The sequence below is a fragment of the Lysobacter antibioticus genome, assembly GCF_000731095.1.
GTDB lineage: Bacteria > Pseudomonadota > Gammaproteobacteria > Xanthomonadales > Xanthomonadaceae > Lysobacter > Lysobacter antibioticus_B.
In genome coordinates this window covers 1-26,008 of the sequence record NZ_JMTZ01000079.1, presented here as the reverse complement: position 1 = coordinate 26,008, position 26,008 = coordinate 1, and the positions used below count along the sequence as shown (strand labels likewise).

The 26,008-nt window shown below is 69.1% G+C and carries 23 protein-coding genes; 11 read left to right on the top strand and 12 right to left on the bottom strand.

The window, feature by feature from the left end; all coding sequences use genetic code 11:
* Nucleotides 1–7: 7 nt before the first annotated feature.
* From EX88_RS0119400 to EX88_RS0119390, 3 genes are all read right to left on the bottom strand, one after another.
* Nucleotides 8–307: a putative quinol monooxygenase gene (locus EX88_RS0119400; RefSeq protein WP_031373642.1), complete on the bottom strand. Its 300-nt coding sequence runs from the start codon at nucleotides 305–307 to the stop codon at nucleotides 8–10.
* Between the two features lie 44 nt (nucleotides 308–351).
* On the bottom strand, nucleotides 352–2,250 hold the full coding sequence (locus EX88_RS0119395) for a M61 family metallopeptidase (RefSeq protein WP_031373641.1): 1,899 nt from the start codon (nucleotides 2,248–2,250) through the stop codon (nucleotides 352–354).
* Between the two features lie 301 nt (nucleotides 2,251–2,551).
* Nucleotides 2,552–4,228 carry an NAD(P)/FAD-dependent oxidoreductase gene (locus EX88_RS0119390; protein WP_031373640.1) on the bottom strand — a complete coding sequence of 559 codons (1,677 nt, stop codon included), beginning with the start codon at nucleotides 4,226–4,228 and terminating at the stop codon, nucleotides 2,552–2,554.
* Between the two features lie 241 nt (nucleotides 4,229–4,469).
* Here EX88_RS0119390 and EX88_RS0119385 point away from each other — a divergent pair, with 241 nt between their 5' ends.
* Nucleotides 4,470–6,059, top strand: coding sequence for a glucan biosynthesis protein (locus EX88_RS0119385; RefSeq protein WP_036149523.1), 1,590 nt, complete (start codon nucleotides 4,470–4,472; stop codon nucleotides 6,057–6,059).
* Between the two features lie 397 nt (nucleotides 6,060–6,456).
* On the opposite strand, the gene mnmG is transcribed toward EX88_RS0119385, so the two are convergent.
* The 3 genes from mnmG to EX88_RS27355 form a co-directional block, all read right to left on the bottom strand.
* Nucleotides 6,457–8,346 carry a tRNA uridine-5-carboxymethylaminomethyl(34) synthesis enzyme MnmG gene (gene mnmG / locus EX88_RS0119380; RefSeq protein ID WP_031373638.1) on the bottom strand — a complete coding sequence of 630 codons (1,890 nt, stop codon included), beginning with the start codon at nucleotides 8,344–8,346 and terminating at the stop codon, nucleotides 6,457–6,459.
* 602 nt (nucleotides 8,347–8,948) lie between these two features.
* Complete coding sequence (locus EX88_RS0119375) at nucleotides 8,949–9,479, bottom strand: hypothetical protein (RefSeq protein ID WP_051885331.1); 531 nt, start codon at nucleotides 9,477–9,479, stop codon at nucleotides 8,949–8,951.
* An 84-nt stretch (nucleotides 9,480–9,563) separates the two neighbouring features.
* Nucleotides 9,564–9,686: a hypothetical protein gene (locus EX88_RS27355; protein ID WP_255610572.1), complete on the bottom strand. Its 123-nt coding sequence runs from the start codon at nucleotides 9,684–9,686 to the stop codon at nucleotides 9,564–9,566.
* A 526-nt stretch (nucleotides 9,687–10,212) separates the two neighbouring features.
* Here EX88_RS27355 and EX88_RS0119355 point away from each other — a divergent pair.
* The 9 genes from EX88_RS0119355 to EX88_RS0119315 all read left to right on the top strand — a co-directional run bounded on the left by EX88_RS0119355 (nucleotide 10,213) and on the right by EX88_RS0119315 (nucleotide 19,106).
* Nucleotides 10,213–10,887: an ABC transporter ATP-binding protein gene (locus EX88_RS0119355; RefSeq protein ID WP_031373636.1), complete on the top strand. Its 675-nt coding sequence runs from the start codon at nucleotides 10,213–10,215 to the stop codon at nucleotides 10,885–10,887.
* Between the two features lies 1 nt (nucleotide 10,888).
* Nucleotides 10,889–11,890: an HlyD family secretion protein gene (locus EX88_RS0119350; protein WP_031373635.1), complete on the top strand. Its 1,002-nt coding sequence runs from the start codon at nucleotides 10,889–10,891 to the stop codon at nucleotides 11,888–11,890.
* A gap of 8 nt (nucleotides 11,891–11,898) precedes the next feature.
* Nucleotides 11,899–12,870, top strand: coding sequence for an HlyD family secretion protein (locus EX88_RS24035; RefSeq protein ID WP_036149519.1), 972 nt, complete (start codon nucleotides 11,899–11,901; stop codon nucleotides 12,868–12,870).
* On the top strand, nucleotides 12,867–14,207 hold the full coding sequence (locus tag EX88_RS0119340; protein ID WP_200875874.1) for an efflux RND transporter periplasmic adaptor subunit: 1,341 nt from the start codon (nucleotides 12,867–12,869) through the stop codon (nucleotides 14,205–14,207). The genes EX88_RS24035 and EX88_RS0119340 overlap by 4 nt, the downstream gene beginning before the upstream one ends.
* Nucleotides 14,204–15,454 carry an ABC transporter permease gene (locus EX88_RS0119335; protein ID WP_235186352.1) on the top strand — a complete coding sequence of 417 codons (1,251 nt, stop codon included), beginning with the start codon at nucleotides 14,204–14,206 and terminating at the stop codon, nucleotides 15,452–15,454. The genes EX88_RS0119340 and EX88_RS0119335 overlap by 4 nt, the downstream gene beginning before the upstream one ends.
* Before the next feature lie 107 nt (nucleotides 15,455–15,561).
* Nucleotides 15,562–16,551 (top strand): pyridoxal-phosphate dependent enzyme, encoded by a 990-nt coding sequence (locus EX88_RS0119330; protein ID WP_031373632.1) that lies wholly within the window; start codon nucleotides 15,562–15,564, stop codon nucleotides 16,549–16,551.
* A 234-nt stretch (nucleotides 16,552–16,785) separates the two neighbouring features.
* The gene (locus tag EX88_RS0119325; RefSeq protein WP_031373631.1) at nucleotides 16,786–17,586 is read left to right on the top strand and encodes a V4R domain-containing protein; all 801 of its coding nucleotides are present in this window, start codon (nucleotides 16,786–16,788) and stop codon (nucleotides 17,584–17,586) included.
* 115 nt (nucleotides 17,587–17,701) lie between these two features.
* Complete coding sequence (locus EX88_RS0119320) at nucleotides 17,702–18,454, top strand: MHYT domain-containing protein (protein WP_036149516.1); 753 nt, start codon at nucleotides 17,702–17,704, stop codon at nucleotides 18,452–18,454.
* 223 nt (nucleotides 18,455–18,677) lie between these two features.
* Nucleotides 18,678–19,106, top strand: coding sequence for a ketosteroid isomerase-related protein (locus tag EX88_RS0119315; RefSeq protein ID WP_031373629.1), 429 nt, complete (start codon nucleotides 18,678–18,680; stop codon nucleotides 19,104–19,106).
* A 74-nt stretch (nucleotides 19,107–19,180) separates the two neighbouring features.
* Here the strand turns inward: EX88_RS0119315 and EX88_RS0119310 are convergent, their stop codons facing one another.
* From EX88_RS0119310 to bioB, 6 genes are all read right to left on the bottom strand, one after another.
* Nucleotides 19,181–20,173, bottom strand: a complete 993-nt coding sequence (locus EX88_RS0119310) for a multidrug resistance efflux transporter family protein (RefSeq protein ID WP_051885330.1) — start codon at nucleotides 20,171–20,173, stop codon at nucleotides 19,181–19,183.
* On the bottom strand, nucleotides 20,170–21,081 hold the full coding sequence (bioC, locus tag EX88_RS0119305) for a malonyl-ACP O-methyltransferase BioC (protein ID WP_031373627.1): 912 nt from the start codon (nucleotides 21,079–21,081) through the stop codon (nucleotides 20,170–20,172). Before bioC ends, EX88_RS0119310 begins: the two co-directional genes overlap by 4 nt.
* A 6-nt stretch (nucleotides 21,082–21,087) precedes the next feature.
* Nucleotides 21,088–21,891, bottom strand: a complete 804-nt coding sequence (bioH, locus tag EX88_RS0119300; protein ID WP_051885329.1) for a pimeloyl-ACP methyl ester esterase BioH — start codon at nucleotides 21,889–21,891, stop codon at nucleotides 21,088–21,090.
* Nucleotides 21,892–22,053: 162 nt separating this feature from the next.
* Nucleotides 22,054–22,497, bottom strand: coding sequence for an ACT domain-containing protein (locus tag EX88_RS0119295; RefSeq protein ID WP_051885328.1), 444 nt, complete (start codon nucleotides 22,495–22,497; stop codon nucleotides 22,054–22,056).
* The gene (gene bioF / locus EX88_RS0119290) at nucleotides 22,494–23,726 is read right to left on the bottom strand and encodes an 8-amino-7-oxononanoate synthase (protein WP_051885327.1); all 1,233 of its coding nucleotides are present in this window, start codon (nucleotides 23,724–23,726) and stop codon (nucleotides 22,494–22,496) included. The genes EX88_RS0119295 and bioF overlap by 4 nt, the downstream gene beginning before the upstream one ends.
* A gap of 18 nt (nucleotides 23,727–23,744) precedes the next feature.
* On the bottom strand, nucleotides 23,745–24,776 hold the full coding sequence (gene bioB / locus EX88_RS0119285; RefSeq protein ID WP_036149512.1) for a biotin synthase BioB: 1,032 nt from the start codon (nucleotides 24,774–24,776) through the stop codon (nucleotides 23,745–23,747).
* A gap of 97 nt (nucleotides 24,777–24,873) precedes the next feature.
* On the opposite strand from bioB, the gene EX88_RS0119280 reads away from it, so the two are divergent.
* Nucleotides 24,874–25,722 carry a ComF family protein gene (locus EX88_RS0119280; RefSeq protein WP_031373622.1) on the top strand — a complete coding sequence of 283 codons (849 nt, stop codon included), beginning with the start codon at nucleotides 24,874–24,876 and terminating at the stop codon, nucleotides 25,720–25,722.
* Nucleotides 25,723–26,008 lie beyond the last annotated feature (286 nt).

Below are 26,008 nucleotides of genomic sequence, written 5' to 3'. Positions count from 1 at the left end.
ACCGGCTTCAGCAGCCGCCCAGGCCGTGGCCGCCGACCGGCTCGGTCTCGTGGTATTCGTCGAAACTGGCGATGATCGGTTTCGCCTTCGCGATAGCGGCTTGCACCGACGGCAAGGCCAACGAAGCGCGATGGCTGCCCTGGCTGTCCCAGACTTCGCTGATCCAGATCGCGTCGGCGTCCTTGGGGTCGCGCGCGACGACATAGCTGAGGCAGCCGGGCATGGCGTCGATGCCGTCGAGCAGGATCGCGATCAGGGCATCGCGCTGGCCGGCGACGGCTTTCATCTTGCCGATCAATCCGTACATGGTTTGGGTCTCCTCCTGAACGTCGACGATGCCGAAGTATCGCCCTACTTCGGCGCGTAGATCTTCGACAGACGATCCGGCGTGCCGTCGATGCGTTCCAGCTTCGGGTACTTCAAGCCTTCGCGGTAGTCGATGCGCACGGTCTTGATGGCATCGCCGTTCTTGATCAGCAACTCGATCGGGTGCTGACCGTCCTTGGCCGCGGTGACCGCGTCCTTGAGCCGCTCGCCGCTGCTCGCATAACCGTTGACCGCGAGCACGCTGTTGCCCGGGGCGATGCCGGCGTCGAAGGCCGGGCCGTCCCAACGTACGCTGACCACCGAGGAATCTCCGCTCGACACGCTCATGCCGAGCGAATAAGTGAGATCGACGGCCTTGCGTTCGCCCTCGGCGAGTTTCTGGAACTCGCCGGGCGTGTCGGTGAACACCAGCTTCCAACCGCTCGCGGCCAGACCGTCGACCGGCGGCGCATTGCCGTCGACGCGCTCGCGCAGGAACGTGGCCCAATCGAACGCGGCGACGCCGTTAAGCGCGGCGACCACGTCCTCGAACTCGTAGGGCCTGACCTGGTAGTCGCCGTTCTCGCCGGCGAAGAAGGCGCGGGCGAAGTCGTCGAGCGAACGCTTGTCGCCGCTGAGCGCGCGCAGCTTGGCGTCGACCGCCAGCCACACCAGCTGCCCGCCCTGGTAGTAATCCTCGCTGAGCTGATAGCTGGTATACGACTTGGGCCGGCGCTGGGCGATGACCGGGTCGTAGGTCGTGTCCTGCAACGCGCGCCAGGCCAGGCCCGGACGGTCGTGGCTGTAGCGCGCGGCGACCTGCGCCAGCGCCTCGCGCGCGAGTTCCGGCTTCCACAGCCCCGAGCGCGCGGTCAGCACGTAACCCCAATACTGGGTCTGGCCTTCGTAGACCCAAAGCAGGCTGTCGCTGAGCGGAACATTGAAGTTGGGCGCGGCGATACCGCCCGGGCGACGGTACTTGCCGTTCCAGGAGTGGGCGAATTCGTGCGCGAGCAGATCGCGGCTGATGGCGCTGCCGCCGTCCCAGCCGGTGAAGTAGTCGACGTCGAGGCCGTTCTCGCTGGAGCGGTGATGCTCCAGGCCGATGCCGCTCATCTGGCCCGACAGCGAGAACAGGAAATCGTAGCGGTCGAACGGACGCGAGCCGAACAATTTGAACGCCTGGCTGACCAGCTCGCGATGCAGCTTGATCTGCTCGGGCTTGGCTTCCAGGTACTTGGCCGCATCGGCGACCACGTTCAGGCGCACCGGCGTCTTCGCATCGGGAGCGAGATCGATCTGCTTGAAATGGCGCCCGGCGAAGACCGGCGAATCGAGCAGGGTGTCGAACGGCACCGAGCGGTAACGCAGGCTGTCGCCCTGGCGCGATTCGAGCTCAAGCGCGGTGCCCGCCTGCCAACCGGCCGGCAGTTTCAGGCTCGGCACGATCTGGATGCCGCGCGCGTAATACCCGGCTGGATACAGCGCGACCTGGTTCCATTGCACGTTGAGCATGTCGGCGGTCATCACCACCCGGCCCTGGTTGCCGCCGGTGGGGGTGAGCATGTCGAAGCTCGCCTCCAGCTCGCTCACGCCCTCGGGCACGACCAGCTTGAAGGCATAGACGTCGAGCGGATCGCGCTGCCAGGCGATGGTCTGGCCGTTGCCGCGCAGGCGCAGACCGGCGAGCTTGTCGATCGGTCCGGTCGGCGAGTGGTTGCCCTGGATCCACTGCGGAAACAGCAAGGTCAGCGCGCCCGGCTGCACCGGAATGCGTTGGCGCACGTGCAGCACGCGCCGCGCCAGGTCGGTCGCATCGACGTCGAGCTGCAAGGTGCCCGGATAAGGCAGGTCGCGCGGTGCGGCGGTCTGGGCACCCGCGTTGGAGAACGGCAGGGCCGCGGCGATCAGCAGGGGCAGGACGGCGTGGATCGGACGAACCATGGAAGACTCCGGCGACGCGAACACGGACAGGATTCCGCATCCTACCCATCGCGTCCGCCCTGCCCCCTGCCATTCGGCATGGCCGGGGCCCGCCCGGCGCGGTCGACCGATTGCGCACATGGCTTGCGCAATCGGGGGATAGGGCTGGGGAGACTCCGCTTTACTTCGGCGGAGCCGAATACCCAGGGCTTCACCGAGGCATTGCGCTGAAGTCTCTGGAGCTCGCCTTCGTGGGGATGATGGTTGGGGAATCGCCGTACAAACCAACCACCGTCTCGCCCGCGGCTGGAAGACACGCGTCTCAGGCGCGGCCGAGGCCGGCCATGATGCTCATCGCCACCGCTTCGGCGGTCTTGATGCCGTCCACCGCCGCCGACAGGATGCCGCCTGCATAGCCCGCGCCTTCGCCGGCCGGGAACAGGCCGCGGGTGTTGAGGCTGTGGCCGTCCGGGCCGCGCGTGATGCGCACCGGCGACGACGTGCGCGTCTCCACGCCGGTCAACATCGCATCGGGCATGGCGAAGCCCTTGAGCTGCTTGTCGAAGGCCGGCAAGGCTTCGCGTATCGCCGCGATCGCGTAGTCGGGCAACGACGCGCTCAGGTCGCTCAGGCGCACGCCGGGCGTGTACGAGGGCTGCACCGCGCCGAGCGCGGTCGAGGGCCGCCCGGCGAGGAAATCGCCGACCGTCTGGCCCGGCGCTTCGTATTCGCCGCCGCCCAGGGCGAAGGCCTGCGCCTCCCAGTGCCGCTGCAGGGCGATGCCGGCGAGCGGACTGCCGCTGGCGTCGTAGGCCTTGTAGTCCTCGGGGGTGATGCCGACCACGATCGCGGCATTGGCGTTGCGTTCGTTGCGCGAGTACTGGCTCATGCCGTTGGTGACCACGCGCCCCGGTTCGCTCGCCGCCGCGACCACGGTGCCGCCGGGGCACATGCAGAAGCTGTAGACCGAACGGCCGTTGCGGCAGTGATGCACCAGCTTGTAGTCGGCCGCGCCGAGAATCTCGTGGCCGGCCTGCGGCCCGAAACGGGCGCGGTCGATCAGCGATTGCGGGTGCTCGATGCGGAAACCGATCGAGAACGGCTTGGCCTCCATGAACACGCCGCGCTCGTGCAGCATCGCGAAGGTGTCGCGCGCGCTGTGGCCGACCGCGAACACGACATGGTCGGCGCGCAACTCGCTGCCGTCGGCGAGGGTCACGCCGCGCAACTGCCCGTCTTCGATCGACACGTCTTCGACGCGCTGCGAGAAGCGGATCTCGCCGCCGAGCGATTCGATGGTCTCGCGCATGTTCTCGACCATCGAGACCAGGCGGAAAGTGCCGATATGCGGCTTGCTGACGTAGAGGATTTCCTCCGGCGCGCCGGCCTTGACGAACTCGGTCAACACCTTGCGGCCGTGATGCAGCTTGTCGCTGATCTGGCTGTAGAGCTTGCCGTCGGAGAAGGTGCCGGCGCCGCCCTCGCCGAACTGCACGTTCGACTCGGGATTGAGCACGCGCTTGCGCCACAGGCCGAAGGTGTCGACGGTGCGCTCGCGCACCGCCTTGCCGCGTTCCAGGATGATCGGGCGGAAGCCCATCTGCGCCAGGATCAGGCCGGCGAACAGGCCGCAGGGGCCCATGCCGATCACGATCGGCCGCAGCGGCAGCGTGTCCGGCGCACGGGCGACGAACTTGTAGTCGGTGTCGGGGGTCGGCAGCACCTTGCCGGCGTCGCCCGCGCCCTTCTTCGCATCCTGCGCCAGCGCTGCGGTTTCGGCGGCCTGCAGGCGCTGCAGGATCTCGGCCTCGCGCGGCGTGTCGACGTCGATCGAATAGATCAGCACGATGCCGCCGCGCTTGCGCGCGTCGTAGCTGCGCTTGGCGATGGTGTAGGCGGTCAGTTCGTCCGCGGCGATGCCGAGGCGGGCAAGGATGGCGTCGGTGAGCGCGCTGGCCGGGTGGTCCAGCGGCAATCGGAGGTCGGTGAGTCGAAGCATGGCGATATTCTAAGAGGCTTCGGCGGCGGGCGGTTTTCGGCGCGCGTGGCCGGGCGATGGAAGCCCTGGCGACGCCGGCGGTGCTGCCCTCTCCGCCCCCTCGCCCCTGGGCGGGAAAGGCAACCGAAAGGCGGCTGGCCTGCCTCCATGGCGATGGGGCCCCTCAACGCCGGCATAACCAACGCCACGCCGCTATTGGCTAGCATGTTCAGTCCTGTTGCCACGACGTCGCCTTCCCCCAATGATCCGACGCCAGTTCCTCAAATCCGCGGCCGGCACCCTGGCCACCCTCGGTTTGCCCTTGCCGGCGCTCGCCTGGGCCGCGCCCGGCGCGACCAAGCTCGGCCCGGCCCAGCCCTTCGATTTCGCCGCGCTCAAGGGCCAGGCCCGCGCGCTCGCCGAACGCGCCTACGCACCGCGCAGCACCACCTTGCCGCCGGCGGTGGAAGCGATGAACTGGGACCAGTACCAGTCGATCCGCTTCCTCCGCGACCACGCCCTGTGGGCGCAGGACGACACCCGTTTCCTGGGGCAGTTCTTCCATCTCGGGCTGTTTTTCAAATCGGCCGTGCGCATGTACGAAGTCGACGGCGGCCAGGCCCGCGAGATCGTCTACGACCCGGCGATGTTCGACCGCGCCCGCAGCGGCCTGGACGGCAAGCCGCTGCCGGCCGACCTGGGTTTCGCCGGCTTCCGCCTCAACACCCGCAAAGACCCCGAGCGCGACTTCGCCGCCTTCCTCGGCGCGAGCTATTTCCGCGCGGTCGGCGGCGAAGGCCAGTACGGCCAGTCGGCGCGCGGCCTGGCCATCGACACCGGCACCGGCCGCGCCGAGGAGTTCCCGGATTTCACCGCCTACTGGCTGGAACGCCCGAACCCGCAGTCGGACACCTTGGTGGTCTATGCGCTGCTCGATTCGCCGAGCATCGCCGGCGCCTACCGCTTCGCGATCACTCCCGGCGACGTGCTGTTGATGGACATCGATTGCGCGCTGTACCCGCGCAAGACCATCGAACGCATGGGCCTCGGCCCGTGCACGAGCATGTACCAGGTCGGCGAGAACGACCGCCGCATGGACTGGGACTGGCGTCCGGAGATCCACGACACCGACGGCCTGGCGATGTGGACCGGCAGCGGCGAATGGATCTGGCGCCCGCTGTGCAACCCGGCGCAACTGCGTTTCAACATGTTCGCCGACGAAAATCCGCGCGGCTTCGGCCTGCTGCAGCGCGACCGCAACTTCGATCACTACCAGGACGACGGCGTGTTCTACGAGAAGCGTCCCTGCCTGTGGGTCGAACCCAAGCAAGGCTGGGGCGCGGGCTCGGTGCAGTTGGTGGAAATCCCGACCGTCGACGAGTCCTTCGACAACATCGTCGCGTTCTGGAACCCGCGCGCCAAGCCGCAGCCCGGGCAGGAACTGCTGTTCGGCTATCGCCTGTACTGGGGCGCGATGCCGCCGGCGACGCCGAAGCTCGCTCACTGCGTGGCCACCCGCACCGGCCTGGGCGGCCGCATCGGCTTCAAGCGCGATTATTTCTCCTCGCGCTTCGCCGTCGACTTCGCCGGTGGCCCACTGGCCGAACTGGCCAAGCGCAATGCGACCGTCGAACCGGTGTTGCAGATCGGCCGCGGCAAACTCGAAACCGTATCGTGCCGGCCGCTGCACGAGATCGGCGGCTACCGGGTGATGTTCGACGCCGTGCCGCAGGGCGATTCGACCGAACAGATCGATATGCGCCTGTTCTTGAAAGACGCCAGCGGCGCACTCAGCGAAACCTGGTTGTACCAGTGGTCGCCGCCGGCGAAGAGCGAACGCAAGCTGTATTGAGCGGCAGCACGGAAGGCAGAAGCAACGGCAAATCCCCCCTACCCCCCTTTTTCAAAGGGGGAACGGCAACAGCGAGCTTCCGATATCAGGCTTCACCGCGAATCCGGAACCCCGATTCCCGATTCCCGATTCCCGATTCCCGATTCCCGATTCCCGATTCCCGATTCCCGAGTCCCCGAGTCCCCGAGTCCCCGAGTCCCCGAGTCCCCGACCAAGCGAATCACATCGCCCCCTTCGCAGAAAAGGGCTGGCGCCTACGTCGTTCGGCGGACAACGGCGCTAGCTGCGCCGGGGGATTTACTCGAGCTCGCGAGAACCTCGCGAGCAGCGGACGAATGCGACCCTCTCGCCACTCAAGCTTTTGCCCTGGCGAATCGCAAATCCCCAATCCCTGCTTTCAAGCCACCCGTGCACGCCGCGCGCGCGTCAGGTGCACCAACAGCAGCGAGATCGCCGCGGGGGTCATGCCGGGGATACGCTGCGCCTGGCCCACGGTCTGCGGGCGCACGCGCTCGAGTTTCTGCTGCGCTTCCGCCGACAGGCCGCGCACCGTGGCGTAGTCGAATTCGCCCGGGATCGGCGTGCTCTCGTTGCGCTGCTGGCGCTCGATCTCGTCGCGCTGACGGTCCAGATAACCGGCGTACTTGACCCCGATCTCGACCTGCTCGGCGACCTCGGCCTCGGCCACCGCCGGGCCCAGCGAGGGCACGCTCATGAGTTGGGCGTAGTTGATTTCCGGACGCTTGAGCAGATCGCGCGCGCTGCTTTCGCGGCTGACCTCGATGCCGAGGGTCTGCGCGATCTCGCGGCCGAGCGCGTTGTTCGGCGCCGCCCATACCGAGGCCAAGCGCGCGCTCTCGCGCTCGATCGCCTCGCGCTTGCGCGCGAACGCGGCCCAGCGCGATTCGTCGACCAGGCCGAACCCTCGACCGGTCTCGGTCAGGCGCAGGTCGGCGTTGTCCTCGCGCAACTGCAGCCGGTACTCGGCGCGCGAGGTGAACATGCGATAGGGCTCGCTGGTGCCGTGGGTGATCAGGTCGTCGACCAGCACACCGATGTAGGCCTCGTCGCGGCGCGGGCTCCAGCCCTCGTGGCCAGCGACGAAACGCGCGGCGTTGACGCCGGCCAGCAGGCCCTGCGCAGCAGCCTCCTCATAACCGGTGGTGCCGTTGATCTGGCCGGCGAAGAACAGGCCGGCGACCGCCTTGGTCTCCAGGGTCGACTTGAGCCCGCGCGGGTCGAAGAAGTCGTACTCGATCGCATAGCCGGCGCGGGTGATGTGGGCGCGCTCGAAGCCGCGGATGCTGCGCACCAGGTCGAGCTGGACGTCGAACGGCAGCGAGGTCGAGATGCCGTTCGGGTAGATCTCGGCCACATCCAGGCCTTCGGGCTCGACGAAGATCTGATGGCTGGCCTTCTCGGCGAAGCGCACCACCTTGTCCTCGATCGAGGGGCAATAGCGCGGGCCGATGCCTTCGATCTGGCCGGTGTACAGCGGCGAGCGGTCGAGGGCGCCGCGGATGATCTCGTGGGTGCGCTCGGAGGTGTGGGTGATCCAGCACGACACCTGACGCGGATGGTCGGCCTGCGTGCCCAGGAAGGACATCACCGGACGCGGATCGTCGCCCGGCTGTTCTTCCATGACCGAGTAGTCGAGGCTGCGGCCGTCGATGCGCGGCGGCGTGCCGGTCTTGAGCCGGTCGACCACGAACGGGCCTTCGCGCAGGCGCGCGGCCAGGGCGATCGCCGGCGGGTCGCCGGCGCGGCCGGCGGCATAGGTGGTCTGGCCGACATGGACCTTGCCGGCGAGGAAGGTGCCGGCGGTCAGCACCACCGCCGGCGCGACGAAGCGCAGGCCGGTCTGGGTGAGCACGCCGGTAACCCGGCCGGCGTCGAACTGGATGTCGTCGACCGCGGCCTGGAACAGCGTCAGGTTCGGCTGGGCCTCGACCGCGCGGCGGATGAAGCTGCGATACAGCGAACGGTCCGCCTGACAGCGCGTGGCCCGCACTGCCGGGCCCTTGCTGGCGTTGAGCCGGCGCCACTGGATGCCGGCGGCGTCGGCCGCACGCGCCATGATCCCGCCGAGGGCATCGATCTCCTTGACCAGATGGCCCTTGCCGATGCCGCCGATCGCCGGGTTGCAGCTCATCGCCCCGACCGTTTCGACCGAATGGGTCAGCAGCAGAGTGCGCGCGCCGGCGCGCGCCGACGCCAGCGCGGCCTCGGTGCCGGCGTGGCCGCCGCCGACCACGATCACGTCGTATTGGAAGAAGGATTCGTTCATTGGTTCAAGACACCACGGTCGCACCGTCGTCGGAAGCGACGCTCAGGACGCAGATTTTAGGCCAGACGGCGGGCCGAGCGCCTTCACCCGGGCTTGGCACACTTCATGCTTGGGTACTTAGTGCACCTTGCGGGGCAGGCGCTCGACGCCGGCTGGAATTGGAACAGGGGCTGGCCAAGCGCTCGCGGGGGAAGCTGGGGGGCCGAATGTCGGGGGACATTCGGCCCCTTTTTATTGTCCGTCGTTTGGGCCCTGCATCGGCACCGGCAGGGCCGACCGCCTTCGGACGCGTCGCCGCGGCATTCGCCGGCATGGCGACCAACTCATTGATTGAAAACGAAAAGGCGCGCGTGGATACGCGCGCCTTTCGTATTTCCCCGGGATCCGGGGGAATGGGCGCCGACGCCTGACAAGGACGGAACAGGGGGGATCCGTGATTCCTCGCCAGGCGCCGACATAGAAGCCTTGCTTACCGAAAACGTCCAAATACGACGTAAGCGGTCAGTAGCGGTAGATTGCTGTCACTTCCGCCTGAACGCAAGTGCTCGCCATTCCAAATCCAGCGTCTTGCCGGGCCGACCTTCACATCGGCTAGATTCCGTTCAGCGTTCGACGTCCTTCCAGGCCCGGCCGCCGTCGCGGCGGGTCGAGGGGGCGGACTGCATGCGCGGCTGCATCGGCTGCTGCTGCATGGCCCGGGGCTGCGGCATGCTGCGCGGCTGCGAGACCGCACCGGGGTTGTTCGGCGCCCAGGCGCCGCCGCCGACCGGATGCGCATCGCGCCACGGAATGCCGCGCGAGGGCTGGTTGGTCTGGGGCGGGCGGTGGCCCGGCGGACGGTGCGGGCGGTGGTTCGGGTAGTAATAGCGCGGGTAGGGCTGCGGGTAGTAACCCGGGTAGCCATAGCCGTAACCGCCGCCGTAGTAGCCGGGGTAACCGTAGTTGCGATAGCGATAGGCATCGCCGTACGGGTAATAGCCATACCCGTAGTTCTGGCCGTAGTAGCCGTAGTCGACGCTGGGGCGGCCGTAGTAATACGAGCCGGCGCCCCCGCCGCCACGATAGGCGTAGTCGGACACGCAACCGGCCAGCAGGCCGGCGGCGATGAGCGGAACGATGAGCTTGCGGATCATGTCAGACCCCCTGGTTTTAGGGTCTCAGCTTCGGCCCGATGCGTTGAACTCGGGCTTAATTCGGCCCGCCCGCTGCTGTACGGTTCAGCCCTTGCTGTCGACCGAGGAATCGCTTTGCGGCGCCGAGACCATGGTCGGATCGAGGCGCGGGGGCAGGCAACCCACCAACAGGACGACGAGCAGACATACCGTTAGTTTGCGGAGCATGTGGATTCCCTGTGGTGGGCGTCGAAGAAGATCGCGCCGTGAGCGGAACCGATCGCGAACGCAGCGACCGGGTGGATATCGGCTTCGACCTTATCCTGGTGGCCCCCATCAGGGAACTCCAGGTCCGAATCGGGTGATGCCGACGCGCGACGACGAGGCCTGGATGACGATCGTGTCGTTAGCGCGCAACGCCCACGCCCTGCGTCCGGCGGTGGCGATGCGCCTAAGCTAGTCTTCGCGCGGGCGGCGTTTACTGCACGGGTTCACAGAAAAACATGCTGCACTGCATCCGGGTGCAATGCTGCACAAGACACATTGTCGCGGCGCCCCCGGGTTAAGGTAGATTGATCGCGATGGTTACGGCCGGGATCGGTCTTCGCCGCGCACGCTGCATGCCTCATCCGATCGGCCCGAAGGCCGCGTCGGGGAACGTTGCCGGCGAGTGCCGGGTCGTTCTCCGTAGCGCGGGCACACGCTCGCGCGGTCGCCGCTGCATCGCCTTCCCCTTCTGGCCTGGCCTGTCCCGATGATCGAACTGGATGCGGTCCATCGTCGCTACGAGATGAATGGACAGGCGGTCAATGCCTTGGCCGGCGTGGATCTGAAAATCGCGGCGGGCGAATTCGTCGCCATCACCGGTGCCTCGGGCTCGGGCAAATCCAGTCTGCTCAACATCCTCGGCTGCCTCGACCGACCCACGCGCGGGCGCTATCTGATCGAAGGCCGCGACGTCGCCGCGCTCGACGACGAGGCCGCCAGCGACATCCGCAACCGCCGCATCGGCTTCGTGTTCCAGAGCTTCCACCTGCTGCCGCGCCTGAGCGTGATGGAGAACGTGTTGCTGCCGCTGCGCTTCAATCGCGAGCCGCCGCCCGGCAGCGTCGAGCGCGCGCGCGAGTTGCTCGCGCGCGTCGGCCTGGGCGAACGCAGCGAGCATCGGCCGAGCGAACTGTCCGGCGGCCAGCAGCAGCGCGCGGCGATCGCGCGTGCACTGCTGCTGCGCCCGGCCCTGCTGCTCGCCGACGAACCCACCGGCAACCTGGATTCGAAAAGCGCCGCCGACGTGCTCGACCTGATCGAGGAAGTGCACGGCGGCGGCCAGACCGTGGTGCTGGTGACCCACGACCGCGACCTCGCCGCGCGCGCGCCGCGCGAGGTGCGCCTGCACGACGGCAAGGTCGACCATGACTCGGCCGCCTGAGATGCGCCCTGCCCTGCGCCGCCCACGCTGGCCGCTGATCCTGGCCGGGTTGGCCGTATCGCTGATGGCGCTGCCGGCGACCGCGATAGTGCTGACCGGCGAAGTGCGCTCGGTCGGCGCGCAGCCTATCTACACCCCGCAATCCAATACCGCGCCGGTGGCGATCCGGTACTTCGTCGCCGAAGGCCAGGCGGTCAAGGCCGGCGATGTGGTACTGCGCATCGATCCGGGCCAGGCCGGCACCCAGATTCCCGACCTCGACGCCAAGATCGAACAAGCCCGCGCCAAGGCCGCCAAGGAACTGGCGGAACTCGAGGTCAAGGCGGTCGACGCCGAAGTCGCGCTCGCCGATGCCGAGGCCGCGTTGGCCACGGCCAAGATCGAGGCGGCGATTCCGCGCGGGCTGATCTCGCAGCTCGACTACGACCGCCATCAGGGCGAACTCGACAAGACCACGCGCGAGCTCACTCTCAAGCGCGAGCAGTTCGCCGCCGCGCGCGCCGCCGTCGCGCGCCGCCGCCAGGACGCCAAGCTGGAAGTCGACAAGCTGATCGTGCAGCGCGAGTACTACGCGGCGCTGCTGCGTCAGTCGGAAGTGCGCGCCGAACGCGACGGCATCGTCCTGCACGGTTTCAACAACAACTGGATCGGCGGCCGCATCGACGAAGGCAGCTCGGCCATGCCCGGCAGCAAGGCCGGCGAAGTGGTCGGTCGCGGCGGCGGCATGGAGATCCGCGCCTGGGCGCTGGAACCGGACCGGCGCGGCCTGAGCGTCGGCCAGGCCGTGCAGCTCGCGTTCGACGCACTGCCGCGGCAACGCGTGCAAGGCCGCATCAAGGCCATCGCCGGCGCTCCCGACCGCAAACCCGAATGGGGCGAAGGGCGCTATTTCAGCCTCGACATCGAACTGCCGCGCGGACATGCGCTGAAGCTGCTGCCGGGCATGAGCGTGCGCGTGTCCACGGCCGCGGCGAAGGCCGCCGCTAGCGGAACGGCGCGATGAAGCGGAGCATGCTCATCGTGCTGTTGTCCGCCGCGGCACTGCCGGCGAGCGCGGCGACCCTGCGTGTCGACGGCGAGGTCTATGCCCGCCGCAGCTCGGCGCTGATGCCGCCGAACGTCGAGCGCATGTGGCAGTTCAACATCACCCAACTCGCCAGCGACGGCGCGCCGGTCAAGCAAGGCCAGTCGGTGATCTCCTTCGACAGCAACGACGTGGTCAAGCAACTGGGCGAGAAGCGCAGCCAGCTCAAGGAGAAACAAAGCGAGCTCGACAAGCTCGACCTGGAGCTGGCCGAACGCGAGCGCAGCGAACGCCTGGCCACCGCCGAGGCGCGCGCCGCGCTCGACAAGGCGCAGCGCAAGACCCAGCAGCCGGCCGAGCTGATCGCCGGCATCGAGTACCGCAAGCTGCTGGTCGCCCGCACCCAGATGGAACGCAAGATGGCCCTGGCCCAGCGCCGCGAGAACTTGTCGGCCGAACAACGCCGCCAAGAGCGGCGCCTGCTCGCCGCCGAACGCGCGCAGTTGCAGGCCGACGTCGAACGCCTGCAACGCTCGCTGACGGCACTGGAAGTGACCGCGCCGCGCGACGGCCTGATGATGCACAAGAGCAACTGGGAAGGCGAAAAGTACGACGTCGGCTCGCAGGTCTGGGTCGGCCAGACCGTCGCCGAGATTCCCGACATGGCCACCCTGGCGGTGCGCGCCGAGTTGCCCGAGCGCGACCTGCGCCGGGTCGCGGTCGGCGTGCCGGTACGGATCGTCGTCGAAGGCGGCGCCGGCAGCGTGCTGCGCGGGCGCATCGCCTCGATCGGCAATGCGATCCGCAGCAAGTCGCAGGTGCAGCCGGTGCCGGTGCTGGACCTGGACGTACGCCTCGACGACCCGCGCGCGCCCTTGCGTCCGGGCCAGGCGGTGCGGGTGGAGATTCCTTCGGCCAATCCGGCCGCGCCCGCAGCGCCGCGGAGCCCGGCCCGATGACGCGTCGCCCCGCACCTCGCGCGGCGTCGCGCTGCGTCGCACTCCTCGTCGCCCTGGCCTTACTCTCGGCCTGCGCGTCCGACACCGCGCCGGCCATCGTCGAGACCGTCGCCGCCGCACCGCTGCGCCTGAGCGTGCGCGGCGAAGGCGAACTCAAGTCGGCCAAGGCCACGCCACTCAACGTGCCCGGCCGCAATTGGGCCTCGCGCCAGCTCGAATGGATGCTGCCGGAAGGCAGCGCGGTCAGGAAAGGCGACCTGATCGCGCGCTTCTCGGCCGCGCAAGGCCAACAGGAACTCAGCCAGACCCTGATCGATCTGCAGCGCAACTTGCTGGCGCGCGCCGCCAAGCAGGGCGAACTGGCGACCGCGCAGAGCAAGGTCGCGGTCGACCTGGCGCAGGTCGCGGTGGAGCTCGGCATCGCCGAGCGCTACGCCAGCGCCGACCTCAGCACCATGGCGCGCAACGAAGTGCTCGATGCGGTGCAGGACGCGAGCTACCTCACCGCCAAGCGCGACACCCTGGAATGGCAGCGCGGCCAGGCCGGCGTGCGCGGCGGCGCCGAACTGGCGGTGCTGGATGCGCAGCGCGCGACCTTCGACCTCACCGCCAAGGCGCGCCAGTCGGATCTGGACGCGCTGGAGCTGCGCGCGCCCAACGACGGCGTGCTGATGCTGTCGAGCAACTGGTCCGGCGACAAACCCAATGTCGGCGCGACCCTGCGCGCCGGCTTCGACTACGGCAGCCTGCCCGACGCCTCGGCGATGGAACTCGAATTGAGCCTGCCGCAGATCGAGGCGCAGGGCCTGCAGGTCGGCAACGCGGTCGAGATGTTCCCGGTCGGACGCCCCGAGCAGCGCATCGTCAGCCGGCTGTCGTGGGTCGCCAGCGCCGCCAAGGTGCGCAGCCAGGAAAGCCCGGTGAAGTACCTGACCATGAAGGCGCCGATCCCGGCCGAGGCGATCGCGCGTTACCGGCTGGTGCCGGGGCAGCGGCTCGAGGCCCGGGTGATCCTGTTCGATTCGCCCAAGGCGCTCAGCGTCGCCAACGTCGCCATCGACAGCGACGCCGGCAAGGACTACGTGCGCGTCCGCGAAGGCGGCGATTTCCTGCGCCGCCCGATCCGGCTGGGCGTACGCGGGCCGGCTCGTTCGCAGGTGCTGTCGGGCCTGCGCGACGGCGACGAGGTGCTGCTGGCCGAGGCCGGCGCCATCGAGGCCGCGGCGAAGGCCGTCGAGTCGTCGGCCGAAACCGACGATCCGGGCCAGGCCGCGTCGGCCGATGGCGGCAAGACCACGGCGGCGCCGGCATCCGCCACCCAGGCGGTGCGTCCTTGAACCGTTTCGCCGGCCTGCTGCCGTCGATCTGGCGCGAGGCGATCGAAGAACTGTGGCGTCGCCGCCTGCGCACCTTGCTGACCTTGCTCGGCCTGATCTTCGGGGTCGGCGCGATCGTCGCGATGCAGGCGGTCGGCGAAGGCAGCCGGCGCGAAGCGCTGCGCCTGGTCGAAAGCCTGGGCCTCAACAACCTGATCGCCGAAGCCAAGCCGCAGGACGAAAACAGCCTGCGCGAAACCCGCGCGCGCAGCCTCGGCCTGAGCCTGGCCGATGCCGACGCCGCGCTCGCGGTGGTGCCCGGCGCGGAACGCTACGCCGCCGAGAAACCGATCCGCACCCATTCGGTGTTCAGCGACAGCGGCCACAGCGATGCCCAGGCCAGCGGCGTGAGCCCGGACTATTTCGCCCTGTCCTCGCTGCGCATCGCCAAGGGCCGCACGCTGAGCGAAGACGACGACCGCGCCCTCGCCGCGGTCGCCGTGCTCGGCCACCAGGCCGCGGCCGATCTGTTCCCCGGCGTCGACCCGATCGGCCAATACCTGAAGGTCAACCATGTCTGGCTGGAAGTGATCGGCGTGCTGGCCGACCGCGACCTCAGCAAGGATCAGTTCGAAGGCGTGCAGCTCGGCCTGGAAAGCAATCGCGTCTATCTGCCCTTGGCCAGCGCGCGCGCCCGCTTCCGTTTCCAGCCGCAGGAGGACGAGATCGACCGTTTCCTGCTGCGCCTGCGCGACCCCGCCCAACTCGCCGCCGGCGCGCGGGTGCTGTCGACCGTGCTCGGCCAACGCCACGCCGGCATGGCCGACTTCCGCCTGGTGGTGCCGCAACAACTGTTCCAGCAGCACCAGAAGACCCAGCGCATCTTCCGCGTGGTGATGGGCGCGATCGCCGGCGTCAGCCTGCTGGTCGGCGGCATCGGCATCATGAACATCATGCTCGCCAACGTGCTCGAACGGCGCCGCGAGATCGGCCTGCTGCGCGCGCTCGGCGCGCGCCGGCGCGACGTGATCGCGCAGTTCCTGCGCGAGGCCCTGGTGATCTGCGTCGCCGGCGCGGTGCTGGGCCTGTTGTTCGGCGTCGCCCTGGCCTATCTGATCGCCGCCTTCGCCGGTTGGCAGGTCGCCTGGGCGCCGATCCCGGTGCTGGGGTCGGCACTGTTCTGCGCCGCGGTGGGCCTGGCCTTCGGCGTGTATCCGGCGCGGCAGGCGGCGCGCCTGGATCCGATCGCGGCGCTGCGCCACGACTGAACGCAGCATTGCGGTACGACTGAACTCATCCTGTCGCCGGCCCCGCATGGCGCGAATCCGCCATCCGGCGCATGTCAGGCCGGCCGGGCCTGGGCTACGCTTGGGGCATGAACAATCTCTCCGCACCGCCCAGCCTGGCCCCCCTGTTCACCGACATCCTGGCCGCCGCCGCGCGCATCGCGCCGCACGCGCACACCACCCCGGTGCTGCGTTCGCGCGCGATCGACGCCCTGGCCGGCTGCGAGCTGCACTTCAAATGCGAAAACCTGCAGCGCGCCGGCGCATTCAAGTTCCGCGGCGCCTGCAACGCGGTGTTCTCGTTGGACGAGGACGAGGTCGCGCGCGGCATCGTCACCCAGAGTTCGGGCAACCACGGCGGAGCGATCGCGTTGGCCGCGAGCCTGCGCGGCGGACGCGCAACCGTGGTCGCCCCGCACAACACCCCCAAGATCAAACTGGCCGCGATCCGCGCCTACGGCGCCGAAATCGTCGCTTGCGAGCCCGACCAGGCCTCGCGCGACGCCATGACCGCCCAGGTCCTGGCCCGGACCGGCGGCGTGCTGGTGCATCCGTTCAACGACCCGCGGGTGATCGCCGGCCAGGGCACCGCCACTCTCGAACTGCTCGGCAGCGCGCCGGACCTGGACGCGGTGATCGCGCCGGTCAGCGGCGGCGGCCTGCTCTCGGGCACGGCGATCGCCGCGCACGGGCTGAACCCGGCGATCGAAGTGTTCGGCGCCGAACCCGAAGGCGCCCGCGACGCCCACGATTCGCTGCGCGCCGGCCAGCGCATCACCGGCCGCAAGGCCGACACCATCTGCGACGGCCTGCGCGCCGAACTCGGCACGCTCACCTTTCCTATCCTGAGCGAACACCTGCGCGACATCCTGCTGGTCGACGACGCCCAGGTCGTCGCCGCGATGCGGCTGATATGGGAACGCATGAAGCTGGTGGTCGAACCCTCCGGCGCGGTGCCGCTGGCGGTGGTGCTGGCGCATCGCGAACGTTTCGCCGGCCGCCGCGTCGGATTGGTCGTCTCCGGCGGCAACGTCGATCTGGATCTGGTCGCCGATCTGTTCGCCTCTAAGCCAGTTTGACCGGTTCTGCAATCGCATTGCGTTTGATATGCGGCACGTTTCTCAACGCTCGCCATTGCCCGCATAAACCCCAGGAAAACTCGCTTTTTCTGTGATCCTGGTTTGTGTTTTTTATGAACACAGCTGCCACGCTGCGCCATCGCGCGCCCGTCCCTGTCATGCCGCGCGATCATTAACAGTGGGGCTCGTCGACGAGCCGGGGACCACGGACCAGCGCAGGCCAGGGAGTACTACATGGTGGATGTCGAGTTTCGCGTGGTGTCCGACCGTCGCGACGGGCTGCTGCTCGCCCTCGGGCAGGTGGTGATCGCCAACGGCTTCACTTTGTTGCGCCAGCGCATGCTCAACAGCGAAGAAGGCGTGGTGCTGAGCATGGTGGTGCGCGGCCCGGCCGAATCGTTGCTGATGCTCGAAGAGCGCCTGGGCACCCATCACCTGGTGCAGAGCTTCGAGGCCTCGCCGTACGAAGGCGCCAGCGCCGCGCCGGCGCCCACACCGGTGCCGCGCAACAACGGCTCGGCGACCGCCCCCACCTCGGTGCCGCCCTCGGCCGCGCCTGCGCCCGCCGCCTCGCCGTCGAGCGCGCCGCCGATCGATACCCAGCGCGTCGAGACCCTGCTGCCGCAGCTGGCCCGCAATTACCCCAACATCCTGTTGCAGTTGGTCGCGCTCGAACGCGAACTGCCGCCGGCCCAGCGCGAGGCGACCTTGCGCTACATCGGCCAGCGCGTCGGCGCCTGGGTCTACAAGCGCGACTTCGCCCTCGGTGGACAACTACCGCTGGCCGACTCGGTCCGCCGCATCGCCTTGCCCGCGATGCGCCAACTGGTCCAGGCCGAACTGCACGACGACATCCTGAAGATCCGCAACAGCCCCTTCTGCCATCGCGGCGACAGCGGCGAATGCTGCCATTTCCTGCGCGGCATGCTCGGCGGACTGCTCGAAGGCCAACACGGCGCCGATGGCGTCCGGGTGATCGAAAGCCAATGCCGCAATACCGGCGCCGAGGCCTGCCGTTTCGAATTCGAAGCCTGAGCGTCTCCATTCGCCCGGCAGACAGGGAGCCGGCCGGGCTTGCGATGCCGCACCGGGGCGGGGATGGCGCCGGTTCGGCCCTTAGCTAATCCAACCCATCCACAGGGGGTTCGTCATGCCGATCGATCACGCCATTCAGTGCATCCATGACCCGGTGCTCGCCATCTTGTCCTATGTGGTGTCGGTACTGGGGTCGTTCACCGCCCTGCAGTTGGCCATCGCCATCCCGACCGCGGTCGGGGCGGGACAGCGTTGGCGCGCCATCACCGCCGCCGGTATCGCCATGGGCGGCGGCGCGATCTGGGCGATGCATTTCATCGCCATGCTCGCTTGCCGCATGAACGTGGAAGTGACCTACGACTTGCCGATCACCATCGGTTCGGCGGTGGTCGCGGTGGTCTCGTGCATGGCCGGCCTGGGCATCGCCGGCACCGGCATCTTCAATTGGGGCAAGCTGATCATCGCCGGCGTGCTGATGGGGCTCGGCGTCACCGGCATGCACTATGCCGGCATGGCCGCGATGCTGATGCCGGCCGACACGGTCTACAACAGCAACCTGGTCATCGCGTCCGCAGCGATCGCGATCGTCGCCTCGATCGTGGCCCTGTGGCTGGCCTTCAACCTGCGCGGCTGGGGCCAGATGCTCGGCAGCGCCCTGGTCATGGGCGTGGCGGTCTGCGGCATGCACTACACCGGCATGCTCGCGGCCAGCTTCGTGCCGCACGAAGCCGGTGCCGCGGCGGTGGAGCGCGGCGTCAGCGGCGGCTACCTCGGCATCGGCATCTTCGTGGTCACCACGGCGCTGCTCGCCGCGGTGCTGACCTTGAGCCTGGTGCGCCAACGCCAGCGCGCGACGGTGCGGATCTGACGGCAGCCTCTCGATGAAGTCGCGCTGATCCGGGCCACACACCGGCATCGGGCGCAGCGCGATTCCCGCCTACCGAAAGGCCCGCCCATGCGGGCCTTTCGTTTTAGTGTGCTTTGTTAAGACGAAGCTGCCGAGCGCGAGCCCCGCAGGGGCGACCGCAGCTGCGACACGAGGCACGAATGAGCGATCATGGCCCGGCCCCGCATTGCCCGCAGGAATTCCGATGAAGATCGACGGCACCCGCATTCACGATCGCGCCACCGAATTGGTCCTGTCCTATTACGCCGCGTTCAATCGCGCCGACTGGAACGCCATGCTGGGCCTGCTCGGCGCCGACGTCGTCCACGATCTCAACCAGGGTGCGCGCGAAGTCGGGCGCGACGCGTTCGCCGCCTTCCTGCAGCGCATGGCGCGGCACTACCGCGAGCAGTTGCGCGACATCGTGGTGATGGCCTCGCCCGACGGCGCGCGCGCCGGCGCCGAGTACGTGGTCCACGGCGAGTACCTGCTCACCGACCCGGGCCTGCCGGAAGCGCGTGGCCAGCGCTACGCCCTGCCCGGCGGCGCCTTCTTCGAAATCCGCGACAACAAGATCCAGCGCGTCACCAACTACTACAACCTCGAACAGTGGATGGCCATGGTCGGCACTTGAGCCGACCTATCGGCCGCATCGGCGCTTGAGCCGACCTGCTTGCCGCATCGGCATTCCAGCCGAGCCGGCGAAGATCAACCGCCACGATCGCTGCGCAGTTGCTTGACCTTACGTTCGTTGCCGGCGGCCGCGCGCGCCGCGACGATGCTGAACAAGACGATGCCGACGCCGACCACGCAGGCGCCGGCCAGGGCGCGGCCCTGCGGCCAGGCTTCGCCGAGCCACAAGGCGCCGATCACGGTCGCGAACAAGATCTCCGCGGCCTGCATCGCCTCGGCCGCGGCGAGCGCGGTCGGGTCGTTGCAGACCATGCCGGTGGCCTGGAAGAACAACACCGTGGCGATCACGCCCGCGCTCAACGCCACGCCGGCGGCCAGCCACACCTGCCCGAGTGGCGGCGCGCCGGCTTCGACCCCGGCATAGACCGCGACCGCCCACCACAAGGGTTGGCTCGCCAGGGTCATGCCGAACACGCGCTGGGTCGCGTTGAGTTCGATGCCGGCCTTTTCCAGGTGCAGCAGCAAGCCGCGGTTGCCGAGCGGATAGGCGAAGGCCGACACCGCCACGCAGATCAGCGCGATCCAACCGGCGCGATCGAGACGACCGCCGCCATGGCCGAACTGCAACAGCAGCACGCCGGCCACGATGATCGCGCCGACCGCCAGCGCCGGCCGCGGAATGCGTGCGCGCGCATCGCGGTACAGGAACGGCGCGCATAACATGCCGGCGATCACGGTGAGCTGGAAGGTGCCGGCGATCAGCCACGACGGGCCGCTGGCCGCAGCAAAGCTCAGGCACACGTAGAACAGCACGAAACCGATTCCGCTCCACCACAGCCAGGGCCCGGGATGGCGGCGGATCGCCCGCCACACCGGCGCCACGCCGCCGAGCATCGGCATCGCGATCAACAGCATCGGCAGGGTGAACAGATAACGCAGCGCCGCGGTCCACGCCCAATGGCCGCCGTCGTTGGCGGCGGCGCGGTTGAGCACGTAGGTGCAGGTGAAGAACAGCGCCGACACCAGCGCGATCAGCACCGCCCACAGGGCGTGGCGGCGCGCGCTCACGGGCGCTGCCGCACGCGGATGCTCGACACCGGCACCTGCACCTCGTCGAAGCCGCCGATGCGGATCGGCGCGCCCGGCGGCGGCCCCCAAGCGTGGGCGTAGATCACTTCCCAAGTCGCCGGCAGTCGGCCGTCGCCGCCGCGCAGGGCTTCGTAGGCCTGCGCCGCGCGGGCGAAGCGCGCACGGCCGGTCAAGCTGCGGCGACGGTCGTTCATCGCATTGGTCGCGCCGAGCGTGCGCAACTCGCGCATCAGATGGCCGAGGTCGGGGTGGCCGAGGACGAATTCGTCGCGATCCAGCACCGGGTTCTGGAAACCCGAAGCGATCAGCGCATCGCCGAACTGGGCGATCGACGGGAACAGACTGACGTGCGGCGCGGCGTCGGCTTCGGCGAAGGCGCCGCGCAGTTCGTACAAGGTGTCGGGGCCGAAGGTCGACACCAGCAACAGGCCGCCGGGCTTGAGCACGCGGCGGAACCCGGCGAACACCGCCGGCAGGTCTTCGCACCATTGCAGGCACAGGTTGGAGAACAGCACGTCGACGCTGCCGTCGCGCAAGGGCAAGGCGCGCGCATCGGCGCAGACCGCATCGGGACGGCGCGCGCCGCCGAGCAGGCGCGGCCGCCAGCCGCCTTCGCCGAAATGGGTGCGCGCCTCGCGCAACATCGGCAGAGCCAGGTCGAGCGCGATCACCTGCGCGCGCGGCCAGCGCTTCTGCATCGCAGCGCTCAAGTGGCCCGGGCCGCAGCCGATGTCGACCACGACCTCGGGGGTGCGCTCGTCGAGGTAGTCCAGGGTTTCCGACAGGCGCGCGCCGACTTCGCGCTGCAGGGCGGCGGCGCCGTCGTAACCGTGCGCGGCGCGCGAGAACGAGCGGCGAACCTGGCGGTGGTCGAAAAGATCGTTCATGGGGCGTCAGCAATCCAGTACGGCGGTCGGGGCGGTCGCCGGTGCGACGAAGCCCTCGATGAGTTGCGCGACCTGTGCGGTCGCGCCGAGAAACGGCGCATGGCCGGCGTTGCCGATGACCACGCTGCGGCCCTGCGGCGAAAGCGCGGCCGCGGCCGGCATCGCACCGGCCGGCACCAGGCGGTCGCGACGGCCCGAGATCCACAGGCTGGGCACCTGCAAGCGCGGCAGTTCGCTGCGCACGTCGAATCCGTCGAGCAGGTCCAGGCCTTCGTGCAGCGCGCGCTCGGCCGGCTCGCCGCGGGCGAAGGCTGCACTCCTCAGGCTGCGCAGTTCTTCCTGGGCACTGGCCGAACCCAAGGCCTCGAGAGCGAGAAAGCCTTCGAGGGTGCCGCGGAAATCGCGCCGCAAGGCCTCGCCGAAATTGCGGAACAGATCCGGCGAGACCCCATGAGGCCAGTCCTCGCCGACGACGAAACGCGGCGACGACGCGATCATGATCAAGCCGCGCACCTGCTGCGGATGATCGAGCGCGGCGCGCAACGCGACCTGGCCGCCGAGCGACCACCCCAGCCAGTACGCATCGGGAATGCGCGAGACCAGTTCGGCGGCGAGCGCGCGCGGATCGAGCGGCGCCCGGTCGTCGCGCGCATGGCCGTGGCCCGGCAGATCGATCAGGTGCAGGGTGAAGTGCGCACTCAACTGTTCGACCAAGGGCGCGAACAAACCGCCGTGCATGGCCCAGCCGTGGATCAGTGCGATGACCGGGCGGGCTGGGTCTGCCGCGGCGCCGGTGGTTTCGATGTACATGGGAAGCGGGTCCGTACTGCTATAGGTCGTCGGGTGTTGCTCATTGCCGCGCGCTGCGCTCCGGTGTCGCCATGGCCCGCACGCGGCCGCGACCGCCGTTACGGCGCGAACGCAGGCGCTGCCGCGATGCACACCGCGCCGATGCGATCGAGCGCCTTGTCTTCAATCGCCGCCGGCGGGGTTCGCGCGGCGCAGCGAATGCAGCGCCGCCAAAGCCTCGTCGCGCCGATCCGACGGCACCAGCAAATGATCGTGATGGAAGCCGGCCAACACGTTGCAGGCGATGCCGCGCTCGGCCAACACCTGCGATACCGCCGCGGTCAGGCCGACCGCCTGCAGCGCCGAATGCACGCTCAGGCTCAGCCAGGCGGCGACGAAGTCGTAGCTCAGGCCGTGCGCGTCGGCGTCTTCGCGGCGCAGCACACAGGTCAGGCCTTCGGCTTCCTCGATCGTCGCCAGCGCCAGGGCGCGCGGCAAACGCTCGGGCTGCACGGCAGTGACGAATACGTACTCGCCGGCACGGGCTTCGACCTCGAGCGTCGCCAGCATGCGGGCCAGATCGGTTTCGGGCGGCCGGGTCGGTTGCGGTTCGGCGGCGCGGCTCATCGCGCCACGGTGGCGGGCGCGGCGCGGGCGCCGTCGCTGCCTTCGATCGCCACGCGCTCGGCCGCGCGCGCCAGCGCTTCGATCAGGCCGTCGACCTGTTCGCGCGTGTGCAGTGCCGAGAACGTCACTCGCAGGCGCGCGCGCCCTTCCGGCACGGTCGGCGGGCGGATCGCCGCGACCCAATAACCCTGCTGCTCCAAGGCCTGCGCCATCGCCAGGGCGCGGCGGTCGTCGCCGCACATCACCGGCTGGATCGGCGTGCCCGAGGCCAGCAGCTCCAGGCCGAGCTTGCCGGCGCGTTCGCGGAAATGCGCGGTGAGTTCGGCCAGCTTCTCGCGCCGCCAATGGTCGTTGCGGGCCAGCTTGAGCGCCGCACGCGTCGCCGCGGCCTGGGCCGGCGGCAACGCGGTGGTGTAGAGATGGCTGCGCGCGGTTTCGGCGAGATGACCGATCAAGTCGGCGTCGCCGTGCAGTGCCGCGCCGTAGCTGCCGAGCGCCTTGCCGAAGGTCGCCAGCTGCAACGGCACCTCCTGCACCGATAGACGCGCCGCGGCGACGGTGCCGCGCCCGTCCGGGCCGAGCACGCCGACGCCGTGGGCGTCGTCGACATACAGCACGGCCTTCTGCGCGCGCGCGACCAGGGCGAGGTCGCGCAAGGGCGCGAGATCGCCGTCCATGCTGAACACGCCATCGGTGGCGAGCATCGCCAGGCCGTCGGGAACATTGCGCAACTGCCGGATCGCGCCTTCGGGGTCCGCATGCGGATACCGGCGCAGGCGGCAACCGGCCAGGCGCGCAGCGTCGATCAGGCTGGCGTGGTTGAGCCGGTCCTGCACGCAGACGTCGTCTTCGCCGAGCAAGCCCTGCACCGCGGCGATGTTGGCCAGGAAACCGCTGCCGAACAACAGTGCGCGCGGCGAACCGAGCCAGTCGGCCAGTTCGCGTTCGAGCGCTTCATGCTGGGCGTGGTGGCCGCAAACCAGATGCGAGGCGAGCCCGCCGGTGCCCTCGCGGGCGGCGGCGTCCTGGAAAGCGTTGATCACCGCGAAATGCTGCGACAGGCCGAGGTAGTCGTTGCCGCAGAAATTCACCAGCGAGCGCCCGTCGACCTCGCAGCGCGCGCCGTCGCGGTGGGTGACCGCGCGGTGGGTACGGGTACGGGCGGTCGCCACGCGCTCGGCGTGGGCGGTCTGGATCCGGTCGCGCCAAAGGGTTCGCTGGCTGCTCATCGCGGTAGCTCCGCCGCGTCAGGCGGCGCAGGAGTGGGCGGGGTCGGTGGTTGCCTCAACGTGCTCTTCAATACTCGCATGGACGGTGCCCGCGGTCTCGACGATCTGCATCGGGCGCAGGCCGAGACGGGCGAACAGGGCCAGGTCGCGCTCGGTGTCGGGGTTGCCGGTGGTCAGCAACTTCTCGCCGTAGAAGATGGAATTGGCGCCGGCCAGGAAGCACAGGGCCTGCAGCTCGTCGCTCATGGCCTCGCGGCCGGCCGACAGACGGACCATCGACTTGGGCATCAGCAGGCGCGCCACCGCGATGGTGCGCACGAATTCGAAGGGGTCGAGCTCGGCGGTGCCGGCCAGGGGGGTGCCCTCGACCTGGACCAGGCGGTTGATCGGCACCGAATCCGGGTGCGCCGGCAGGTTGGCCAGGGTCTGCAGCAGGCCGGCGCGCTGCTCGCGCGACTCGCCCATGCCGACGATGCCGCCGCAGCAGGTCTTCATGCCGACATCGCGCACGTGCGCGAGGGTGTCCAGGCGGTCCTGGTACTCGCGGGTGTGGATGATCTCGTTGTAGAACTCCGGCGCGGTGTCGAGGTTGTGGTTGTAGTAATCCAACCCCGCCGACTTCAGCGCCGTTGCCTGATCGCCCGAGAGCATGCCCAGGGTCGCGCAGGTCTCCAGGCCCAATGCCTTGACCTCGCGGATCATCGCCGCGACCTTCGGGATGTCGCGGTCCTTCGGCGAACGCCAGGCCGCGCCCATGCAGAAACGCGAGGCGCCGGCAGCCTTGGCCTGGCGGGCCTTCTCGATCACCGCCTCGGTGCTCATCACCTTGGTCGCGTCGACACCGGTGTGATAGCGCTGCGCCTGCGGGCAATAGGCGCAATCCTCGGGGCAACCGCCGGTCTTGACCGACAACAGGGTGCTGACCTGGACTTCGGCCGGGTCGAAATTCTCCCGGTGCACGCTACCGGCGCGGTGCAGCAACTCGGGGAAGGGCAAATCGAACAGCGCACGGACCTCGGCGCGGGACCAATCGTTGCGAAGAAGGGGCATAGACACTAGAGCTGGCTCCACAGCGGGGATTTCACTGACGGCGGGCAACGGGGGATACCGACAGCGCGGGCCGTTCGGAGCGGGCAGTCTGGGAAGCATGTCGACAACTGTCAACCAGGGTCGGCCACTCCGGGTTGACAGCATCTGGCGGCGTCTGGGCTGGGCTCTGTGGCCGCCGCGCTGCCTGATCTGCGCCGAACCGGGCCTGCCCGGACGCGACCTGTGCCGGACCTGCGAAGCCGAATGGCCGCGGCTCGGAGCGGCGTGTCTGCGTTGCGCTCTGCCGTTGGCGGGGGTGGCGGCGGCTCGGGTTTGCCACGCGACGATCGACCCGCCCGGCCTGCCCCTGGTCTGCGGCCACTGCCTGCGCCGGCCACCGCCGCTGACCCGGGTCCACGCGGCCTGTCTATATCGCCCACCGCTCGACCGGCTGCTGCCGCGCTTCAAATTCCATCGCGACCTGGCCGCCGGCCGTCTGCTCACGACGATGATGGCGCAGGCCTTCGAGCCGCTGCTGACGCAGAGCCCCCCGACTATGACGCCGGGGATCGCCGTGCCCGAGATATCGGGCACCGCCATCGGAGCGCCCGACCCGGTTCTGGTCCCGATCCCCTTGCATCGCAGACGACTGCGCGAACGCGGTTACGACCAGGCCCTGGAACTGGCGCGGCCCCTGTCGCGGCAACTGCGCCTGCCCCTGCTCGACCACGGCCTGATCCGCCTGCGCGACACCCCGGCGCAGTCCCTGTTGGACGCCAAACAACGCCGTCGCAACCTGCGTGGCGCCTTCGCCTGGCGTCCTGGCCTGCCCCTGCCCGCCCACATCGTCCTGATCGACGACGTCATGACCACTGGAGCCACCCTCCATTCCGCCGCCATCGCCCTACGCCGCGCCGGTGCCCAGCGCGTCGACGCCTGGGTGTGCGCGCGGGTGACGGCGGGCTGAGCCGCGGCGAGCCGTCAATTCGACCAGCAAGCTTTCGCCGTCGTCCGTGGTTTCCCGGTCGTCCACGATGTCGTCGCGATCTCGGAGTTTCACGTCCGCGGCTTGTGATCGAAGGAAATCCAGTAGGACGCCGCTCCTGCCCAGGCGCAAAGCTCTGGCGGTTGCGGTTGCGGTTGCGGTTGCGGTTGCGGTGATGAGCTTGGCGCAGTAACGACCTTGCGAGAACGCCAGGAGACCCGGAGGGCGCCGCACAGGACGTGCGGCGTTTTCCGATAAGACAGGGACG

Bases quoted from the DNA above. Each gene is read 5' to 3' on its own strand.
- EX88_RS0119340 (WP_200875874.1), top strand. From the start codon at position 12,867: ATGACGCGTCGCCCCGCACCTCGCGCGGCGTCGCGCTGCGTCGCACTC.
- EX88_RS24035 (WP_036149519.1), top strand. From the start codon at position 11,899: ATGCTCATCGTGCTGTTGTCCGCCGCGGCACTGCCGGCGAGCGCGGCG.
- EX88_RS0119280 (WP_031373622.1), top strand. From the start codon at position 24,874: ATGTCGACAACTGTCAACCAGGGTCGGCCACTCCGGGTTGACAGCATC.
- EX88_RS0119385 (WP_036149523.1), top strand. From the start codon at position 4,470: ATGATCCGACGCCAGTTCCTCAAATCCGCGGCCGGCACCCTGGCCACC.
- bioC (WP_031373627.1), bottom strand. From the start codon at position 21,081: ATGAACGATCTTTTCGACCACCGCCAGGTTCGCCGCTCGTTCTCGCGC.
- EX88_RS0119295 (WP_051885328.1), bottom strand. From the start codon at position 22,497: ATGAGCCGCGCCGCCGAACCGCAACCGACCCGGCCGCCCGAAACCGAT.
- EX88_RS0119395 (WP_031373641.1), bottom strand. From the start codon at position 2,250: ATGGTTCGTCCGATCCACGCCGTCCTGCCCCTGCTGATCGCCGCGGCC.
- bioF (WP_051885327.1), bottom strand. From the start codon at position 23,726: ATGAGCAGCCAGCGAACCCTTTGGCGCGACCGGATCCAGACCGCCCAC.
- mnmG (WP_031373638.1), bottom strand. From the start codon at position 8,346: ATGAACGAATCCTTCTTCCAATACGACGTGATCGTGGTCGGCGGCGGC.
- EX88_RS0119400 (WP_031373642.1), bottom strand. From the start codon at position 307: ATGTACGGATTGATCGGCAAGATGAAAGCCGTCGCCGGCCAGCGCGAT.
- EX88_RS0119315 (WP_031373629.1), top strand. From the start codon at position 18,678: ATGAAGATCGACGGCACCCGCATTCACGATCGCGCCACCGAATTGGTC.
- bioH (WP_051885329.1), bottom strand. From the start codon at position 21,891: ATGTACATCGAAACCACCGGCGCCGCGGCAGACCCAGCCCGCCCGGTC.
- EX88_RS0119355 (WP_031373636.1), top strand. From the start codon at position 10,213: ATGATCGAACTGGATGCGGTCCATCGTCGCTACGAGATGAATGGACAG.
- EX88_RS0119325 (WP_031373631.1), top strand. From the start codon at position 16,786: ATGGTGGATGTCGAGTTTCGCGTGGTGTCCGACCGTCGCGACGGGCTG.
- EX88_RS0119375 (WP_051885331.1), bottom strand. From the start codon at position 9,479: ATGATCCGCAAGCTCATCGTTCCGCTCATCGCCGCCGGCCTGCTGGCC.
- EX88_RS0119320 (WP_036149516.1), top strand. From the start codon at position 17,702: ATGCCGATCGATCACGCCATTCAGTGCATCCATGACCCGGTGCTCGCC.
- EX88_RS27355 (WP_255610572.1), bottom strand. From the start codon at position 9,686: ATGCTCCGCAAACTAACGGTATGTCTGCTCGTCGTCCTGTTGGTGGGT.
- EX88_RS0119350 (WP_031373635.1), top strand. From the start codon at position 10,889: ATGCGCCCTGCCCTGCGCCGCCCACGCTGGCCGCTGATCCTGGCCGGG.
- EX88_RS0119390 (WP_031373640.1), bottom strand. From the start codon at position 4,228: ATGCTTCGACTCACCGACCTCCGATTGCCGCTGGACCACCCGGCCAGC.
- EX88_RS0119330 (WP_031373632.1), top strand. From the start codon at position 15,562: ATGAACAATCTCTCCGCACCGCCCAGCCTGGCCCCCCTGTTCACCGAC.
- bioB (WP_036149512.1), bottom strand. From the start codon at position 24,776: ATGCCCCTTCTTCGCAACGATTGGTCCCGCGCCGAGGTCCGTGCGCTG.